Origin of the sequence: Thermococcus sp. CX2, assembly GCF_012027555.1 — an archaeon.
Taxonomy (GTDB): domain Archaea; phylum Methanobacteriota_B; class Thermococci; order Thermococcales; family Thermococcaceae; genus Thermococcus.
The window spans coordinates 54,122-70,763 of record NZ_SNUQ01000005.1; the positions used below are offsets into that span (position 1 = coordinate 54,122).

18 protein-coding genes are annotated in these 16,642 nt (G+C 44.6%); 13 read left to right on the top strand and 5 right to left on the bottom strand.

What is annotated here, in order from left to right:
* The first annotated feature begins 1 nt into the window (after position 1).
* The 10 genes from E3E23_RS09080 to E3E23_RS09125 all read left to right on the top strand — a co-directional run bounded on the left by E3E23_RS09080 (position 2) and on the right by E3E23_RS09125 (position 10,750).
* The gene (locus tag E3E23_RS09080; RefSeq protein ID WP_167908140.1) at positions 2-1,828 is read left to right on the top strand and encodes a hypothetical protein; all 1,827 of its coding nucleotides are present in this window, start codon (positions 2-4) and stop codon (positions 1,826-1,828) included.
* 10 nt (positions 1,829-1,838) lie between these two features.
* Complete coding sequence (locus E3E23_RS09085; protein ID WP_167908182.1) at positions 1,839-2,435, top strand: chromosome assembly protein; 597 nt, start codon at positions 1,839-1,841, stop codon at positions 2,433-2,435.
* Positions 2,436-3,035 (top strand): M3 family oligoendopeptidase, encoded by a 600-nt coding sequence (locus E3E23_RS09090; RefSeq protein ID WP_167908141.1) that lies wholly within the window; start codon positions 2,436-2,438, stop codon positions 3,033-3,035.
* Between the two features lie 145 nt (positions 3,036-3,180).
* Positions 3,181-4,887 carry a serine/threonine-protein kinase gene (locus tag E3E23_RS09095; RefSeq protein WP_240920790.1) on the top strand — a complete coding sequence of 569 codons (1,707 nt, stop codon included), beginning with the start codon at positions 3,181-3,183 and terminating at the stop codon, positions 4,885-4,887.
* Positions 4,888-4,889: 2 nt separating this feature from the next.
* Entirely contained in the window at positions 4,890-6,071 is a 1,182-nt protein-coding gene (locus E3E23_RS09100) for a 26S protease regulatory subunit (RefSeq protein ID WP_167908142.1), read from the top strand.
* Between the two features lie 56 nt (positions 6,072-6,127).
* Positions 6,128-6,871, top strand: coding sequence for a PP2C family serine/threonine-protein phosphatase (locus E3E23_RS09105; RefSeq protein ID WP_167908143.1), 744 nt, complete (start codon positions 6,128-6,130; stop codon positions 6,869-6,871).
* Positions 6,864-7,430: a hypothetical protein gene (locus tag E3E23_RS09110; RefSeq protein WP_167908144.1), complete on the top strand. Its 567-nt coding sequence runs from the start codon at positions 6,864-6,866 to the stop codon at positions 7,428-7,430. The genes E3E23_RS09105 and E3E23_RS09110 overlap by 8 nt, the downstream gene beginning before the upstream one ends.
* A 337-nt stretch (positions 7,431-7,767) precedes the next feature.
* Positions 7,768-9,690 carry a heavy metal translocating P-type ATPase gene (locus E3E23_RS09115; protein WP_371807538.1) on the top strand — a complete coding sequence of 641 codons (1,923 nt, stop codon included), beginning with the start codon at positions 7,768-7,770 and terminating at the stop codon, positions 9,688-9,690.
* 107 nt (positions 9,691-9,797) lie between these two features.
* The gene (locus E3E23_RS09120) at positions 9,798-10,094 is read left to right on the top strand and encodes an SHOCT domain-containing protein (protein WP_240920791.1); all 297 of its coding nucleotides are present in this window, start codon (positions 9,798-9,800) and stop codon (positions 10,092-10,094) included.
* Between the two features lie 239 nt (positions 10,095-10,333).
* Complete coding sequence (locus E3E23_RS09125; RefSeq protein WP_167908146.1) at positions 10,334-10,750, top strand: hypothetical protein; 417 nt, start codon at positions 10,334-10,336, stop codon at positions 10,748-10,750.
* Here E3E23_RS09125 and E3E23_RS09130 read toward each other — a convergent pair.
* From E3E23_RS09130 to E3E23_RS09145, 4 genes are all read right to left on the bottom strand, one after another.
* Entirely contained in the window at positions 10,747-11,478 is a 732-nt protein-coding gene (locus E3E23_RS09130) for a class I SAM-dependent methyltransferase (RefSeq protein ID WP_167908147.1), read from the bottom strand. The two genes, E3E23_RS09125 and E3E23_RS09130, sit on opposite strands and share 4 nt — an antisense overlap.
* Entirely contained in the window at positions 11,475-12,632 is a 1,158-nt protein-coding gene (locus E3E23_RS09135; RefSeq protein ID WP_167908148.1) for a cystathionine gamma-synthase, read from the bottom strand. The genes E3E23_RS09130 and E3E23_RS09135 overlap by 4 nt, the downstream gene beginning before the upstream one ends.
* The gene (locus tag E3E23_RS09140; protein ID WP_167908149.1) at positions 12,629-13,798 is read right to left on the bottom strand and encodes a PLP-dependent cysteine synthase family protein; all 1,170 of its coding nucleotides are present in this window, start codon (positions 13,796-13,798) and stop codon (positions 12,629-12,631) included. Before E3E23_RS09140 ends, E3E23_RS09135 begins: the two co-directional genes overlap by 4 nt.
* Positions 13,799-13,943: 145 nt before the next feature.
* Positions 13,944-14,564, bottom strand: a complete 621-nt coding sequence (locus E3E23_RS09145) for a class I SAM-dependent methyltransferase (protein ID WP_167908188.1) — start codon at positions 14,562-14,564, stop codon at positions 13,944-13,946.
* Positions 14,565-14,715: 151 nt separating this feature from the next.
* Here E3E23_RS09145 and E3E23_RS09150 point away from each other — a divergent pair, with 151 nt between their 5' ends.
* The 3 genes from E3E23_RS09150 to E3E23_RS09160 are packed head-to-tail and all read left to right on the top strand — an operon-like array spanning position 14,716 to position 16,220.
* Positions 14,716-15,057 carry a hypothetical protein gene (locus tag E3E23_RS09150; protein ID WP_167908150.1) on the top strand — a complete coding sequence of 114 codons (342 nt, stop codon included), beginning with the start codon at positions 14,716-14,718 and terminating at the stop codon, positions 15,055-15,057.
* A 58-nt stretch (positions 15,058-15,115) separates the two neighbouring features.
* Entirely contained in the window at positions 15,116-15,463 is a 348-nt protein-coding gene (locus E3E23_RS09155) for a hypothetical protein (RefSeq protein WP_167908151.1), read from the top strand.
* A gap of 13 nt (positions 15,464-15,476) precedes the next feature.
* Positions 15,477-16,220, top strand: coding sequence for a cytochrome C biogenesis protein (locus E3E23_RS09160; protein ID WP_167908152.1), 744 nt, complete (start codon positions 15,477-15,479; stop codon positions 16,218-16,220).
* On the opposite strand, the gene E3E23_RS09165 is transcribed toward E3E23_RS09160, so the two are convergent.
* On the bottom strand, positions 16,182-16,642 hold a 461-nt coding region (locus E3E23_RS09165; protein ID WP_167908153.1), incomplete at its 5' end, for a TRASH domain-containing protein. The genes E3E23_RS09160 and E3E23_RS09165 overlap by 39 nt on opposite strands.

Sequence of the window (16,642 nt, forward strand, 5' to 3'; positions counted from 1 at the left end):
TATGGTGATCTTTGAAGAAGGAGATATTTCATGCATTAAAAGTCTCTTAAGACCATCAGAGAGAGTTCTGAGGCAGGGGAGGGATATATTGGTAGAAGAGTTTAATACAAGACAAAGGCTTTGGAACGAGATAACGGAAGCTTATGAAAAGTACCTAAATGGACACTGTGGAGATTTTTTGGAGGATTTGGATAATGCATTCAGGGCAAAATTTGAAGCTTCTTTGGCAATACTGGCGTGGAGTTTTAAGAAGAACAACGAAGACTTCCCGCCAGCACAAAAACGCTTCTCAGACTACGAATTGATGATAATAGATGAAATTCTAAAGTACAACGTGTTTGAGATAACAACAAAAGAAGATTTCCTGACCAAGCTTTATAGAAGAGACCCTGAAGTTCTTCAACTGCTAAAGACTTACTACCTCGGAATTGATAAGTGGATTGAAAAACAGCTAGAAAATCCCGAAATAAAGCTGCCCCTTAGGTATTATCTCAAAAGGACCTGGGGAGGCTACAAAGAGAAAATCAAAGAGGCCATAAATGAGGCGAACAAGTACAGTTGGTTTAGAACACTACTCGAGGATTGGGAAAAGGAGAAGGCAGATGAAGTTGAGGCGGTAAAGTTCGTATACGAAGAAAAAGTGCAGAAGCTTAAAAAACGCATAAAGGAATTAATAGAATTTTTTGAAGATGAAAAAAGGCGGATAGCGGAAGAAATATCGAGGTCAAGCATAGAGGAGATACAAAGACTCGAACGGGAAAAACAAGAGCTTATAGAAAGATTTGAACGGGAGAAAGAAGCTCTGACTAAAAAACTCCTCGAGTTGAAAGATAAGGAACTCCAAGAGAGACTCAAACAAGAGCTCGAAAGAGCCAGGGAAAACATCATGAGAGAGGTAAAAACTCTAGAGGAGCAGATAAGAAGAAAGGGATTAGAACTGAAACAGAAAGAAATGGAGCTCAGGAAAAAAGAGATGGAGCTCTCAGCCAAAGATGCAGAGCTCAAAAAGAAAATTGAGGAGGTGCTTAGGGCATCTAAAAACATAGAGAAAGGTTCTCGCTTGGTTGTAAGGGAGGATGCAAAAATCCAGGAGCTCAATTTCTTAGGCAGAACAAAAAGCAAATTCAATGAACAAATAAGGATTTTGGGTAAAAAATATGTCGTAGAGCGCATGGAGGAGAAGAAGGGTGAAGACACCTCAAAATTTAGTGACAAGCTTGATGAAAGAAGCTTAAAGAATCTCCCCGAAAACAGGTACCTTGAAATATTATTAAAAGAGAAAAAGCTCCTCGGAAGGAAGGAAAAGATCTTGATAAATGCCCGTTATCTAACAAGGGTTGATAAGCTGGCCGAATATGGATTTGATACTGACCCGTTAGAACTCGCCGATGTAAATATGTACTTGGTAGACGCGAGGGATTCCTCAAAGGACAGGAGAACTATCCTTTTAATAGCTTCGCCTTTAGGGTTTGAAGAAAAGATCAGAAAGTACGTGAACTCAGACCAGTTCCACCAGAACTTCTATTCTGAGAATGTATCCTTAATCCTCCTTGATATGGAGAGCGGCGAGCTGATCTACAACCCCAACGACAAATACGCCAAAGAACTGCTCTCGCTGGTGCGTTTGGAGCTTGATGAGGAGCTTTATGCGCAAGTGAAGAAATGTGTGGAGGAGAAAATCGCCGGCAAGGATTACTTGCCGCTTAACGAATGTTTGGATTGTGGGGATGAGAACTACGTTAAACGGGCCTTTTATGAAATGGCCAAGGACGGCAAGTATCTTGTGAAGTATATTGACGGGTTTGGTTTAGTATTAATGAGGAAATGAGGTGTTGAACATGAAGATATTAGATAGGTTTAGGAAGAACCCAATCGAAAAGCTCTCCCTAAGGGAGCTTCAGGAAGAAGAAATTCGACTAAGAAACAGGTTGGAACGGACAAAGAAGGAAATAAACAGTATTGAAAAGAAAAAGAAGCAACTCTTCCAAGAAGGCATTGGAGCCGATGTGCTAAAGAAGAAGATGCTCGCACAGGAGATAAAAAGTCTTGATATGGAGCAGAAGCTTAAGCTAAGAGATTTTATGACAGCCCAGAGGCAGTACACTTTTGTCAAGAATCTAATAGTTGTCAAGAAGTACGAGAAGGAGCTCAGGAGAATCGGGATATGGGAAAAGCTCAGCAAAGTTGAGCCTGAACAGCTTGAGAATGTTCTCGTGAAGGTAAGCTTAGATGGGAAAGAGTTCGATGAAATGGTCAGCAGCTTGAACCGCGTTTTCGAAATGGAGATTGCTGAGTTTGAAGCAACGGAAGACCAGACGGAGAAGGAGCTAATGGAAGCATGGGCCAAGGTAGAAACAGGAGAAGCCGACGTAGATGAGGTAGCGACTAAAATAGCTTCAAAAGAACTTCCAAAAGACTTGGAGGAGGAGCTGTAAATGGGCCTTATCTCCAGATTTTTCGGTCGAAAGAATCCCCTTGATATTCCCATAGACAAGCTCAGGGAAAACCAGGTAAAGCTGGACATGCAGATTAAGAAGATTGAGGACGAAATCGCAGAGATGGATAGACAAATCGCACTGCTCTTTGAACAGGCCAAAAAAGCGAGGAGCAAGAGTGAAGAGCTGACGATAGCCACGAAGATCAAAACATTGAACAAGAGAAAGCAGAGCTTGCAGAACACGCACGCCCAGCTGAACAAGCAGGCCATGCTTGTCAGCAACCTTCTGATAATCAAGGAGAACGAGGCTCTTCTGAAGGGTACGCCCACGTGGGAGCTCCTCAGGAAAATGTCCCCAGAGGAGCTTGAGAAGCACCTCGTGAGCATGCAGCTTGATTCTCAAAACATAAATGAGAACCTCAACAAGATGCTCGGGTACACTGACCAAGCATTGGGAGCGGGGGTCGAGCTTGAGGAAGATGAGGAGCTGCAAGAGATATTGAGGACAATTCAAGCCGTTAAGGAAGGGGAGCTCGAACCTGAAATTGCAGCCGAGAGAGTCACGAAGGAGAAGGCCAGGGAGACAGAGGTGGAGTGACTTTCCATTTTGGTCAAAGTCTTGCCCTTTAAACTTTGCAGAACTAAAAAGTATTGCCCAAGGAAACTACAGAGTGGTACTAAAAAGAATTAACAGATGTGCGAAGTGGTGGGAATTAGAGGAAGTGGAGGGATAGGAGTTGCACATGGGTCACTGGTTCATGGACGATGACATAGTCGAAAGTCTGGTGAAGCTGTTCCTTGTAGTGCTGTTTGTATCGTTCATCTTTGGCAGGTCAAGCAGCTTCATAGTTCCTATAATAGTCTTAGCGTGGTTCGGGCACTTCATAAGGCACATGCTCAAAGACGCGTTCAAGTCAACGTATAAGTACAAACGCAGGTACCCGCCAAGACCAATTCCACCCCAGCCGCCACGGGCGCCGAGGGAGGACATGAAAGACATCCTCAGAAAGTCCCTCATAGTTGACATACCCAAAAAGCTCCATGCTGGCGAGGAGAGCTACATGACCGTTGGGTTCAGGAACGGAACCCTTGGAATGATAAACGTCGAGGTTGACCTTGAAAACCTCGGGAAGTACTTTGACATCAGCCCGACGAGGGTCTACTTCCAGAGCATCAGACCCGGCGAATACGTTTCTCGAACTGTTAAAATCGTTCCGAGAAAGATCGGAAAAGTCGATGCCAAGGTCATCGTCCGCTCTGGTCTCGTGAGTGCAAAGGTGAAAGTAACCACCAACGTGTTTGAAAGGCCTGAAAGGAAAGAAGCACCTGCGGAAGTCCCGACTCCTGCTCAGACTCCAGCCCATCACGGATCATCTTCCCTGCTGGAGGCACTCTTCTCCAGATACCGGAAGGTTGAGCCCATTGGAGAGGGAGGCTTTGCGAGAGTTTACAGGGCGGAGAAAATGGATGGGACCGTGGTCGCTATTAAGGTTCCCATCAGTCTGACAGAAGAAGGAGGAAAGGCATTTTTAAAGGAGGTCCGGAACTGGTCGCTCCTAACTCATCCAAACATCGTTGAGCTCTATGATTACAATATCTTCCCAGTTCCCTATTTGGAAATGGAGTACTGCGAGACGAGCTTAGCTAAAGTCGAGAAGCCCATGAGCATTGAAAAGGCTACAAAGATAATTTTCGATGTTTGTGAGGGGCTTAAATATGCCCACTCTAAGGGCATAGTGCATAGGGATCTAAAACCATCCAACATCCTTCTCAAAAATGGAAAAGCAAAGATCAGCGACTGGGGACTGAGCAAGCTACTGAAGGACAGCAAGACTACATTAGCGATTAGCTTCACTCCTCTCTATGCTGCTCCGGAACAGATAAGCGGAAAGTTCGGAACCACCGACGAAAGAACGGACGTTTGGCAGGTGGGGGCTGTTTTATACGAGCTGGTTACAGGAAGACCCCCATTTTTGGGAGAAGACTTCGTGGAGATTGCCTCGAAGATCACGTTAGAGGAAGTTATTCCCCCAAGCCAGATCAACCCCGATGCGGAGGCACTGGAGCCAATTATATTGAAGTGCCTCCAAAAGGAAAAAGACAAACGCTATCAGTCCATTGAAGAGCTCCAACAAGATTTGGCAAAGATTTTGGGCTTTAACTACAAGGAGAACCTTAACAAGAGCATCTCGGTTAGGGACTTCTCAAGAAGTGCATACTATGCGGGAGAGCTGTTCCTCCTTTATCTGAAGCTCGGTGATTTAGTTAACAGTATCAAATACGCAGAGGACTTGGCCTACTACGCTAAGGGGGACGTTAAAGAGGAACTCTCAAAGCTGAAAGAACAGCTCAAGCTCCGTTTGGAGAACAACTTGGACGTTCCACCCGAGCTTATTGAAAAGGCCGAGATCATCGTTCACAAAATAAAGCTTGGCTTTAAGGAGGCTTGAAAATGCCCGTGGATTTATCAGGCCCATTATTAAATGAATTTGAAAAAACGAAAAAGGGATTCGATAGGGCTCTCTCTCAAAATGACTTAGAAACCGCAAGAAAAAAAGCGTTGAAGTGTGCTTCCCTGTTGAGGGAGCTTGCAAGGCATGTGCCCTATAATAGTGAATTTTACCTCAAGAAGGCAAAAAAGTGGGAGAAAGTGGCCGAACAAATTGAGAAAGGAGAGTATGGTAAGAAAGCTGTGGTAAGCGCTGAAGGAAAAAGAACCCAGCAGGATGAAGATGAAGAGGATCAGTTTAAAGAGTACGCTATGAACCTAATAGCGAAGTCTAACGTCACTTGGCGCGACATCGGTGGTTTAGATGAAGTAAAAGTCCTGATGATGGAGACGATAGTGATCTCGGCCTTACAAAGGCCCAAAGCAATCCAGCCTTGGAAGGGTATCCTTCTCTTCGGTCCTCCTGGAACGGGCAAGACACTCTTAGCTTCAGCGGCGGCGGGAAGCTTAAACGCCACCTTCTTCAATGTTAAGGCATCTAACGTCCTGAGCAAATACTTCGGAGAGTCAAGCAAGATAATCACAGCCATTTATGAGGTTGCTCGCAAAAACGCTCCAAGCATAGTCTTCATTGATGAGATTGATGCTTTAACCACAAAACGCTCCAACGATACAAGTGAAGCCTCGAGAAGAATGCTTTCAACGCTTTTAACTGAATTGGAGGGTTTTTACGACAAGGGAAGTGATGTGCTCGTGCTGACGTTGGCTGCAACAAACACTCCGTGGGACTTGGATGAGGCCGTTCTCTCGCGTTTTCCAAAGAGGATTTATGTTCCATTACCAGATAAGAAGGCCACGAGGGAGATTATAAAGATCAATACTAAGGGTTTGGATATCTCTAAGCTCGATTTGGATGCAATTGCTGAAGAGAGCGTTAGACGACTGTACTCGGGAAGGGATATTAGGAACTTATGCCAAGAGGCAATATGGAACATGATTAGAGAAGAGAACAGAGACCTGTACAAACTGGCTAATTTGCCGTTCCATGAGCTCAGCAAAAGGTCTCTAAGGACGAGACCCTTGGAGATGAGGGATTTTGAGGAAGCGTTCAAGAAGATTAAGAGCCCTCTGACTCGGAGGGATATCGAGAGGTATGAGAAGTGGGCGGAGGAGTTCGGAGGATGAACGCCCAATTTGTTCGAAAGCTATTCAACGTCGTAAGCAGGGCGCGCGAAGGGGAGATGGTTACTACCGAGATTGATGGGAGAGCCTGCGGTATCTCCCACGTTGGAGGACGAGAGAACAATGAGGACAATATGCTCCTCCTCAAACTCCCCGATGCTTATCTCTTCGCGGTAGCCGACGGCCTCGGCGGTCATAACGCTGGCGAGGTTGCTTCAAAAATCGCTGTTGAAACCCTAAAAAAGGTCCTTAAGGATGGATACAAAGAGGGAATGAGCAAGGAAGAAGTTAAAGCCCTTCTTGAGAAAGCTTACAGACTTGCCCACGACCGCATAAATGAGAATGCCGTTGGAGAAAGGGAGGGGATGGGAACCACTCTCATCACGGCCTTCGTTAGGGGCGGAAAGGCCATCATAGCGAACACGGGCGACAGCAGAGCTTATTTGATTAGAAGTGGCAAGATAGTAGAGAGAACTAAAGACCACTCCATCGTGCAGGAACTACTTGATAATGGAACAATTACGGAGGAAGACGCCAAACATCACCCAATGAGGAACGTTATAACGAAGTCTCTTGGCATTGATTTTGGCGTTGATTTCTACGAATGGAAGCTTGAGAAAGGTGATGTTCTATTGTTAAGCTCAGATGGACTGCATGATTACATTGAGGAGGATAGAATTGCGGAGATCGCATCAAATGGCGATCCGAAAGATATCGCAGAAAGGTTGATTGGAGAGGCGCTCAAAGCTACGAAGGACAATGTGACTGTTGTAGTGTTTCGAGAGGGTGGTTTAGATGGTTAGGTTCTGGAAGTCTAAAGAGGAGAAAGAGATTGAGCGGAAGGTTAGGATGAGGAAAGCCAAGATGGCTCTCAAGCAGTATATAAACAATCTCGAGAATTTAAAACAGAAAATTTTCCTCCAGGGAAAAGAAGCGGCAAAGCTTGGGGATGAAGCTCTTCTTAAGAGAAGTGCTGTAAAGTACCTTGCCTTAGAACAGAGAATAAAGCAGGCAAAGCGTTTGCTCCTTTTGATGGAAGAGGCTGAGATCCAAAGGGAGCTTGTTAAAGTTTCAGCCACTTTCATCCAGTTCAGCAAGGATGTTGTTCGGAGCATAGCGGAAGGACCGGGTGCAGAGGATGTCGCGAAAATTCAGGTAGAGTTTGAGAAGGCGATGGGGAAGGTTGAGAACATTGAGGAAGCCCTTAACACCATGATAGACTTGACTAGTGAGAGTATTTTGACTGGAGACTTTGATGTTGAGACAATAGAAGCCGCAGAGGGTCTCATGATATCTTCGGCTGAAAGGGAACTCGAACCCGGAAAAAGATTGAAGGAAATAGAAAACATGATGAGAGAATAGGGGTCAGCTCAACTTTTCTCTTTATTTCTCGTGCACCTGTCCGGCTCGGATTTTCCATTTTGTATGAAAAATGGTTAAATATATTCTGTAAATTAGAAACTTAATGGTGGTGAGTTATATGGAAGATGAAAAAGAAATGCACAAAGAGCACACCCATAAAGAACACAAAGAAATGAGGATGCACCAACATAAGGAAAGCGAAAAGCATGAACATATGGAACATGGAGAGCATGAAATGCATAGACACGAGATGGAGGAAGAAAAGCATGGACATGCGGCTCATGAACCTGAGCACGGAGAACACAAGCATTCGCATGCAGATCACCATAGAATGATGATGGAGGACTTTAAGAAGAGATTTATAGTTTCTGCCATACTTACGATTCCGATACTGCTCCTATCTCCGCTGATTCAAAAGTTCCTTGGTTTTACATTCACGTTCACGGGCGATAGATACGTTCTCTTCGCGCTATCGACAGCGGTCTACTTCTACGGTGGAAAGCCGTTCCTAACAGGAATGAGAGATGAATTTAAGAAGAAAACCCCAGGAATGATGACGCTAATTGCTTTAGCAATCACGGTTGCCTTCTTCTACAGCGCCGCTGTAACCTTTGGATTACCCGGAAAGACCTTCTACTGGGAGCTTGCGACGCTTATTGACATCATGCTTTTGGGGCACTACATAGAGATGCGCTCTGTTCTCGGTGCTTCGAGGGCTTTAGAGGAGCTTATAAAGCTCATGCCAACTGATGCTCACCTAATAACTCCTGAGGGAATAAAAGACGTTCCAGTGAGCGAGCTCAAGAAGGGAGACGTGGTTTTAGTCAAGCCCGGCGAGAAGATACCCTCTGATGGCATCATAATTGAAGGCGAGACGAGCGTAAACGAAGCGATGCTCACTGGTGAGTCAAAGCCCGTCTATAAGAAACCAGGTGACATTGTTATTGGTGGCTCAATAAACTTAGAGGGCTCGATTAAAGTCAGGATCGAGAAGACTGGAAAAGAGACCTATTTGATGCAGGTGGTTGAGCTTGTGAAGCAGGCTCAAGAGACGAGGTCGAGAACTCAAGACTTAGCTAATAGAGCAGCGTTTTGGCTCACACTCATTGCAATAACCGCTGGAAGCGCAACTCTGGGAGCTTGGCTCTACTTAGGGAAGCCCTTTGTGTTCGCTCTCGAGAGAATGGTCACTGTGATGGTAATTACATGCCCCCACGCTTTGGGATTGGCTGTTCCTTTAGTGGTCTCAGTGTCAACGTCAATATCAGCGAGGAAGGGAATACTCATTAGGAATAGAGAAGCCTTTGAGAGGGCAAAGGATGTTCAGGTGGTTGTCTTTGACAAGACGGGAACACTAACGGAAGGAAAGTTTGAGGTAACGGACATAATTCCATTGGACGAGCTTAGCGAGGAGGAAATCTTGAGGTATGCGGCAGCACTGGAGAGCCACTCATCACACCCAATAGCGCAGGGGATAGTAGAAAAAGCAAAAGAAAAGGAGATTGAACTTTACGATGTTAAGGACTTCAAAGCAATCCCCGGAAAAGGTGCTCAAGGCGTTATCAATGGCAGAGAAGTGCTCGTTGTAAGCCCCGGGTTCTTGAAGGAGAAGGGTCTCTGGAGGGAGGATGAGCGCGTTAAGGAGGTCTTGGAGCAGGGCAAGACGGTGGTGTTCTTAGTCATCGGTGGAAAGCTGGTCGGTGCTTTAGCTTTAGCCGATAAGATAAGGCCAGAGTCGAGGGAAGCGATAAAGAAGCTCCACGAGATGGGAATTAAAGCTTACATGCTCACAGGAGACAACGCTAAAGTTGCAAAGTGGGTTGCCGAGGAGCTTGGCTTGGATGGCTACTTTGCAGAGGTCTTGCCCCACCAGAAGTCCGAGAAAGTTAAGGAGCTTCAAGAAAAAGGCTTCATTGTTGCAATGGTCGGAGACGGAATAAACGATGCTCCAGCACTAATCCAGGCGGACGTGGGTATAGCAATCGGAGCAGGAACCGATGTGGCAATAGAGAGTGCTGATATAATCCTAGTGAAGAACGACCCAAGAGATGTCATAACAGCGATACACCTTGCAAGGGCAACCTATGGGAAGATGGTGCAGAATTTGGCATGGGCAACTGGCTACAACACATTTGCAATTCCTCTGGCAGCGGGGACGCTTTACAACTATGGAATACTATTAAGTCCAGCGGTAGGTGCTTTGTTAATGAGCTTGAGCACGGTGATAGTCGCGATAAACGCGAAGTTTTTGAAAGTTTGAGCCCATTCACTGCTTTAATTTTTTGAAATTATGGGGCACTGTTTTTACATTTTGACAAAAATAAGGAATATAACCCTTTGCAATGAGTAATACATGGGGCGAGTAAAATGATGTTCGAAAATATTAACGCTGGAAGATTTTTAGTCCATGTAGGAGAAACTGAATGGGGGTGGCACGACATGATGGGATTTGGCTACTTTGGAATCTTTGGAGCAATATTCATGCTCCTGTTTTGGGTTGCGATAATAGTCGGTGTAGTGTGGTTCATTAAGTGGATAATCGAGCAGAGCTCGAGTGGGACATCAAAAAAGAGCGCACTTGAGATACTTGATGAGAAGTACGCAAGGGGAGAAATAGACGACGAAGAATACGAGAGAAGAAAGAGGAAGCTTCTAGAAGGTTAGTCCCTTCCATTTGTTTGCATATTTTTACATTTTTTAAGTTATTCCTCTAATTTTACAGAATATAGACGAATCTGCTCGATGAATAAAGGCGGTGGAAAATGAATTCGAAAAAATACGACCAGCAGAAAATTCACTTAATCGTCAAGAGACTTAAAAATACACAGATTGAGTTTTTAGAGTGTAAAGCACCGCGAGGTTTCTCTCATTGTGTTAAAATAGCAGTGCTTATTGACGCGAGAGTGGAAGAAGTTTTTTCTCTCGTATCCAACATTAATAATCATAGATTATTCTGGCCAGAATATGAGTTTAAATCTGAAGATGATGGGAAATTGAAGAAAGGGTTAATATACCACACCCGCGAAAAGGGGACAGAAAAGTGGGTAAAATACCGGATTGTTGACTTTAAAGAAAACTACTTCTATTCCGGGGAGATGCTGGAAGAGGACACATTTTTAAAGAAATTGCGGTATGAACACTACTTCATTCCTGTGGATAATATGACCCTAAGTATTGAAGGCGTGTATTACACAATTGGCTATGGTTTTCTGGGGAGAATCTTGAACTTCTTCACAGCAGAGCGCATCATCAAAAAGAGGCTTTTAAAAGCTCACTTAAAGCTAAAAGAAGTGGCAGAAAAAAGAAAGCTCCGCAGTTAAGCAAACACCGCTTTGTATAATCCGACTATCGCGTCGCCGACTTCACAGTACACATCCATATAGCTGGCTTTCACTTCCTTGAATATCTTTGAGCCCATCTCTTTTATTTCTTCCAGTGAAAATCCAAGGTGAGTGTCCTTCAAAGTTTCTTTGAGCTCCTCATGTTCGTGTTTGAGGACGTCGACTATTATTACTATACCATTGTCCTTTAGAGCACTTTTCATGCTCTCCAAGACTTTCTCCGGCTTTAAAAAGTGGTGGAACGCCAGGGTGGAGAGCACGACGTCGAATTCTTTTGGAGCATTTATGCCGTAGTGCTCGTTGGCAATCTCAATGGATTCCCTAATTTTCTCGGCAACTCCCCAAATGGGTGCTATCCCTTTTTCATTAAGCCTTTTCAGCATGCTTGGGGTTATATCTAAAGCATACACATCTGCTTTGACTCCTCTCTCCTCAAGCTTCCTCTTGACCCTTTCTGTGAAAAACCCTGAGCCAGCTGCAACGTCTAAGAGCTTAATGCTTTCCTTGTTTAGCTTTAGGATTTCTTCAACTATGTCGTCAACTATTGTCTCTATGCACTCCTCCCTAAGGTAGTCCCTCACAATATCGTCTCTCCGGGGTGCTTCTCCTTCAAAGTACTCTATCTGCTCTATAAGCTCATTAGCTGAGCTCTCATCGAAGCCGAGCTTTTTCAAGAATTCTTTAACCTCACTGATGCTTGGTATCATTGCTTTATCCCCCTGAAGCCTTTCTCCAAGTCTTCAATCAAGTCCTCAACGTCTTCTATTCCAACTGAAACTCTGATAAGGGAGTCTTTTATGCCAACTTTCTCCCTTTCCTCCTTTGGAAGAGAGGCATGGGTCATCAAAGCCGGGAGCTCAATTAGTGATTCCACTCCTCCCAAGCTTTCAGCCAGTGCAAAAATCTCCAAGCTCTCGACGAATTTCACGGCCTCTTTCAATCCTCCTTTAAGCTCAAATGAGAGCATTCCCCCAAAGCCGCGCATTTGCCTCCTTGCGAGCTCGTGCTGTGGATGCGAAGGCAAGCCTGGATAGTAAACCCTCTCAACCAATGGGTGCTCTTCCAAATACTTCGCAATCCTCATAGCGTTCTTCTCGTGCCTCTCCATCCTAACAGCGAGCGTTTTAATGCCTCTCATAACGAGCCAGGAGTCAAAGGGCGACAAAATTGCACCGACTGCGTTTTGATGGAACTTTAGCTTCTCATAAATCTCATCGTCATTTACCATCACGGCTCCTCCGACAACGTCGGAGTGGCCACCTAGGTATTTAGTAACGCTGTGGAGAACTATGTCAGCACCTAAGTCAAGGGGATTTTGGAAGTAGGGACTCGCAAATGTGTTGTCCACAACCACGATTAAATCCTTCTCATGAGCAATCTCAGATATCGCCTTGATGTCAGCGAGCTTTAAGAGGGGATTTGTGGGAGTTTCGAGCCAAATCATCTTTGTGTTCTCTTGTATTGCACTTCTAACGTTCTCGGGCTCTCTTGCATCTACGTAAGTAAACTCAATCCCAAAGCGCTCCATAACCTTGTTGAACAGCCTCTTGGTGCCTCCGTAGAGGTCGTCGAAAGCTACGACATGATCTCCTTTCTTTAGTAAGGCTAGGAGTATTGTGGATTCAGCCGCTAATCCCGAGGAAAAAGCCAACCCATACTTAGCGTTTTCAAGTGCTGCTAATTTTTTCTCAAGGTTATCCCTCGTGGGATTGCCGCTCCTTGAGTAAACATAGCCTTCCTCAACTTCCCTTACGCTCTTCTTTGCGAAAGTAGTTGAGAGGTGGATTGGGGAAACTACATCCCCATGCTGCATCTCCCTTGGATCTTCACCAACATGGATAGCTTTAGTTGAAAACCTCATCTCAGCACCTCCAGAACTTTTTCGTCATCAATCTCAAAACCGTTCTCGAGAAGCCAGTTATCGTTGAAAATTTTCGTTAAATAATTCCTTCCAGTGTCTGGGAATATTATAACGACTTTCTTTCCTCTTATTCCGTTCTCTTTGAGATATTTTATTGTTCCGTAGAGAGCCGCTCCTGAAGAACCTCCAACTAAAATCCCTTCTTTCCTTGCCAAGAAGCGCGTCATCGCAAAAGCCTCTTGGTCATTGACGACAACTATATCATCAACTAGGCTCAAATCAACAGTCTCTGGGAGCAAATCCTCTCCTATCCCCTCCACTAAGTATGGGTGAGCCTTTTTCACAGCTTCCTCTAAGCTCATTCCCTTCTTTACGAGGTTGTATATTGAGCCTACTGGATCAATGCCTATTATCTTAACGTCTTTTCTCTCTTTTAGATAGCGCCCGATTCCAGTTATAGTTCCACCTGTGCCAATCCCAGCGAAAAGATAGTCTATCTCTCCTTTAGTCTGCTCCCAAATTTCCTTAGCAGTTGTTTCATAGTGAGCTATTGGGTTGTATTTGTTGAAGTACTGGTTCGGAATGTAAGCATAGGGGGTCTCTTCAACTTTTTCTTCGAGAATGGCCTTTAGTTCATCAAGCCTCTCCTCATCAACGAGCTTTTGCACATAGTCAACTATCTCTTTGAGCTCCTCCCTACTCACTGGCCTCTTCTTTTTCCAGATGAGATTCCTCACAGCCTCAGCCACTTTGTAGTATGAGTTGGGATCGCTTGGAGCAACAGCTGTGGGAGTTCTAATCACAAAAGCGCCTAGGGCTTCAAGGAGAAGCTCCTTCTCCAAGCTCATTTTCGTAGGCATTGTGAACACTGTTTTGTATCCTTCAACTGCAGCTACTAAAGCTAAGCCAACTCCCGTGTTGCCTGAGGTAGGCTCAACTATAACTGCACCTTCAGCTATTTTCCCTTCTTTTTTGGCACCTTCAATCATGTACTTGCCTATTCTGTCCTTTATGCTTCCTCCAGGGTTGAAAAACTCTATTTTGGCGTAGAGCTCATTTTCAATGCTGAAATACCTCTCTATCTTTTTAAGCCTCACTAACGGCGTCTTTCCAATGGCTTTTACTATGTCCTCGTAAATACCCAATTCTGTGTAATTCTCTACCATTTAGCCCTCACCTACTCAAAGATGAATAAAAATGCATATATATATCTTTCGGTTGTGGCAAAACTGCTTTTTGAAAAATCGAGAATAATTCGACTTTGTTTTAACAAAAGGTTTAGAATAAAAGATTTTTGACATTTTGTTGCTGTTACACACCTTTGTCCACTTTTGTGGCAACAATTAACCTCACGATGTCGAAGAAGAGATTTTCGACCTTTTCTATCTTAAAGCCAGCCTTTTCAATATTCTTTTGCGTCTCTCTCACCATCGAAGTGCCCACCAGGGCTTTCATTATCGGATCCATCAAGTAGAGTGGAATGTTCAAAAGCTTTGACTCGCTTTTCATATGTTCTAGAAATATCGCCTTCCCTCCAGGTTTTAAGACTCTATACGCTTCTTTCAGCCCTTTGACGGGGTCTGGAACTGTACAGAACACGAAAGTGCTCACAACCGTGTCAAAAGTGTTGTCTTCAAACTCTAAATTTTGGGCGTCCATCAGGAGGAGCTTGACATTTTCTAAACCGAGCTCTTTTCTCCTTCTCTCCGCTTTTTCGAGCATTCCTCTGCTGAAGTCTATGCCAATTACTTCAACATCCTTGGGGTAATATGGAAGATTCTTCCCAGTTCCAACTCCTATCTCGAGGACTTTCCCTTCAGCCATGCTCAGGGCTTTCTCTCTGTACTTTGAGAAAGCCCTCGCTTCCATTGGGCTCTCGAAGAGGTCGTAAATTTTTGAAAATCTATCATATTTTTTGGCAGTCCTCTCCATTTTCATCATATTGTAGTCGTGAAAACTTTTGATTTGGTTTATTCTTACAATTCAGCAAATTCTCTCAAAATCATTTCTCACATTGCAAATAATAAGCCTATTAGCCTTTCCCTCATAGTGTACTATGAAAACAACAGAAAGGTGATGCAAAATGGAGTGGAAGTCCGTGTTGATCGGATTCATAATTGGAGCTCTCATCGCAGTCCCGTACGGTCTAGCGCATTCAGGGCCGTTCAGCTGGGATGAAGACAGGAGCTTCTGGGGAGGCTTTGGTCCAATGATGGGCGTTGCTCATGGGCCGGGCATGATGGACGAAGACATGTATGCGGAAATGGAGCAGTACATGGAGAGCGGAGACTTCGCTGAGATGCACGAGGAAATGGAGGAGGAAATGGAGCCAATAATGGAGAAGTACATGGGAAGCTGGTGGGAGGAAAGGCACGAGTACTGCGAAAGAGTGATGGGTATTGAAGAAGAGAGCGATGGGTATTGAAGAAGAGGAAGAGAATGAATTCCTTAATCTTTTTTATGCTTTTTAAGGGGCTGATATTATGAGGAGGTCCCTATTTTTTGGAGTTTTGTTTCTGCTATTTCTATCCTACTATTTTTCTTTAACTCCCAAGGAGGGAGATGTTTTTACTGGTTATCTGATGGAAGGTAAGGCCTTTGATGTCCAAAAAGCACTGGTTTTAGCGGATACAGACTGTATACCAAATAGTGATTATACAAAGCTTACGTGTACTGCGATAATTGATGCTAAAGGAGAGCTCTTAAAGATACGCTATACTCATCCAATTGAAATCCCGTGTCTCTCCAAAGGAGATGAGGTCAGTATAACAGTGAAAGACGGCTCAACTGTAATGATCGTTCGTTTAGGTAGCCCTTCAATGAAGCACTGAGTAGGTGGTAGCGATGAAGAAAGTTTTTGTTCTGCTCTTGTTCAGTCTGCTGGCTAAAAGTGCTCTCGCTGAGCCCATTACTGAGTTCACAGAGTTTACCGGTTTAACGACACTTTCGGTGATAGCACTTGGAATTCTGAATGCACTGAGGCCCTCCATCTTCTTGATGATAGTATTCCTCTTATCAATGATAGCCTTGATTGATGAAAAGAGGGTTCTCAAAGTGGGGTTTTCCTTTACAGCGGGAGTTCTTCTTGGATACAGCCTCATAGCCTCTGCCTTGATGGATCTTCATGGGAGGTTTTTGTTCCTGAGGTATTTTGTAGTGGCGTTTGGAGTTGTGGTGGGGCTGTATAAAATACTCTCTTCGCTCGGCTACGTAAATATATCTATGAGCAACCCGATGAAAGAGAAGAGCAACAAAATTCTTGAAAAAGCCACATCTCCACTGAGTGCCTTCTTAGTGGGAGGTGCAATGTCATTTCTCTCCCTCTCGTGTGTCCTACCTTCGTATCTCTTGGTGACTTCTCTGCTATCTGATGGGTTCTCCTTTAGTATTCGGGTTGCACTTTTGGGCATATTCATTGGGATATCTGTTCTCCCTCTGGTCCTGGTGACCTTGGGCTTTCACTATGGGACTAAATATGCCAAGCTTGGTGGAGCAGTCAATAAGCTTTCAAGGATGAGCGGCCGGGGGGATCTGGCAATGGGCGTGGTTTTAGTGCTCGTGAGCGTGCTTTACCTCCTGCTCTTTTAGCTTGAGTTTCTCTATGTTCTCCCTGGTTCTCTTGAATTCTCTCAAACAGATGGGGCAGCAGAAGAAGTAAACCCTGTTGCGGTACTTGTAAACTATAGGCTCGCCGACTATCTCCTTGCCGCAGTAGTCGCATTTGAATGGAACCTTGACCTTGGGAGGGTGCTCTTTCTCGATGCTCTCTAGGATAGGCATTATCTCAAGCACCTCAAAACCGGCACCTTCTATTACGTTTCTCAGCCCCTCCATGTCTTCGACGGCCACTTTTATGAGGTACTTCTTGCTCGTGAAGCGGTTAATCTCGATGATTTCCTCGAACTCTTGAAGCTTCTCTGGCTCGTCAGTTTTGATTATCAGAGCAACGACGTTGTGGGCCCTCTGGAGTTCCGGATTGAGTTTAATCGTGTAACGCTGAATAATTCCTT

Coding starts and splice junctions, on each gene's coding strand:
- E3E23_RS09080 (WP_167908140.1), top strand. CDS start 2: ATGGTGATCTTTGAAGAAGGAGATATTTCATGCATTAAAAGTCTCTTA.
- E3E23_RS09085 (WP_167908182.1), top strand. CDS start 1,839: ATGAAGATATTAGATAGGTTTAGGAAGAACCCAATCGAAAAGCTCTCC.
- E3E23_RS09090 (WP_167908141.1), top strand. CDS start 2,436: ATGGGCCTTATCTCCAGATTTTTCGGTCGAAAGAATCCCCTTGATATT.
- E3E23_RS09095 (WP_240920790.1), top strand. CDS start 3,181: ATGGGTCACTGGTTCATGGACGATGACATAGTCGAAAGTCTGGTGAAG.
- E3E23_RS09100 (WP_167908142.1), top strand. CDS start 4,890: ATGCCCGTGGATTTATCAGGCCCATTATTAAATGAATTTGAAAAAACG.
- E3E23_RS09105 (WP_167908143.1), top strand. CDS start 6,128: ATGGTTACTACCGAGATTGATGGGAGAGCCTGCGGTATCTCCCACGTT.
- E3E23_RS09110 (WP_167908144.1), top strand. CDS start 6,864: ATGGTTAGGTTCTGGAAGTCTAAAGAGGAGAAAGAGATTGAGCGGAAG.
- E3E23_RS09115 (WP_371807538.1), top strand. CDS start 7,768: ATGGAGGACTTTAAGAAGAGATTTATAGTTTCTGCCATACTTACGATT.
- E3E23_RS09120 (WP_240920791.1), top strand. CDS start 9,798: ATGATGTTCGAAAATATTAACGCTGGAAGATTTTTAGTCCATGTAGGA.
- E3E23_RS09130 (WP_167908147.1), bottom strand. CDS start 11,478: ATGATACCAAGCATCAGTGAGGTTAAAGAATTCTTGAAAAAGCTCGGC.
- E3E23_RS09135 (WP_167908148.1), bottom strand. CDS start 12,632: ATGAGGTTTTCAACTAAAGCTATCCATGTTGGTGAAGATCCAAGGGAG.
- E3E23_RS09140 (WP_167908149.1), bottom strand. CDS start 13,798: ATGGTAGAGAATTACACAGAATTGGGTATTTACGAGGACATAGTAAAA.
- E3E23_RS09145 (WP_167908188.1), bottom strand. CDS start 14,564: ATGGAGAGGACTGCCAAAAAATATGATAGATTTTCAAAAATTTACGAC.
- E3E23_RS09150 (WP_167908150.1), top strand. CDS start 14,716: ATGGAGTGGAAGTCCGTGTTGATCGGATTCATAATTGGAGCTCTCATC.
- E3E23_RS09155 (WP_167908151.1), top strand. CDS start 15,116: ATGAGGAGGTCCCTATTTTTTGGAGTTTTGTTTCTGCTATTTCTATCC.
- E3E23_RS09160 (WP_167908152.1), top strand. CDS start 15,477: ATGAAGAAAGTTTTTGTTCTGCTCTTGTTCAGTCTGCTGGCTAAAAGT.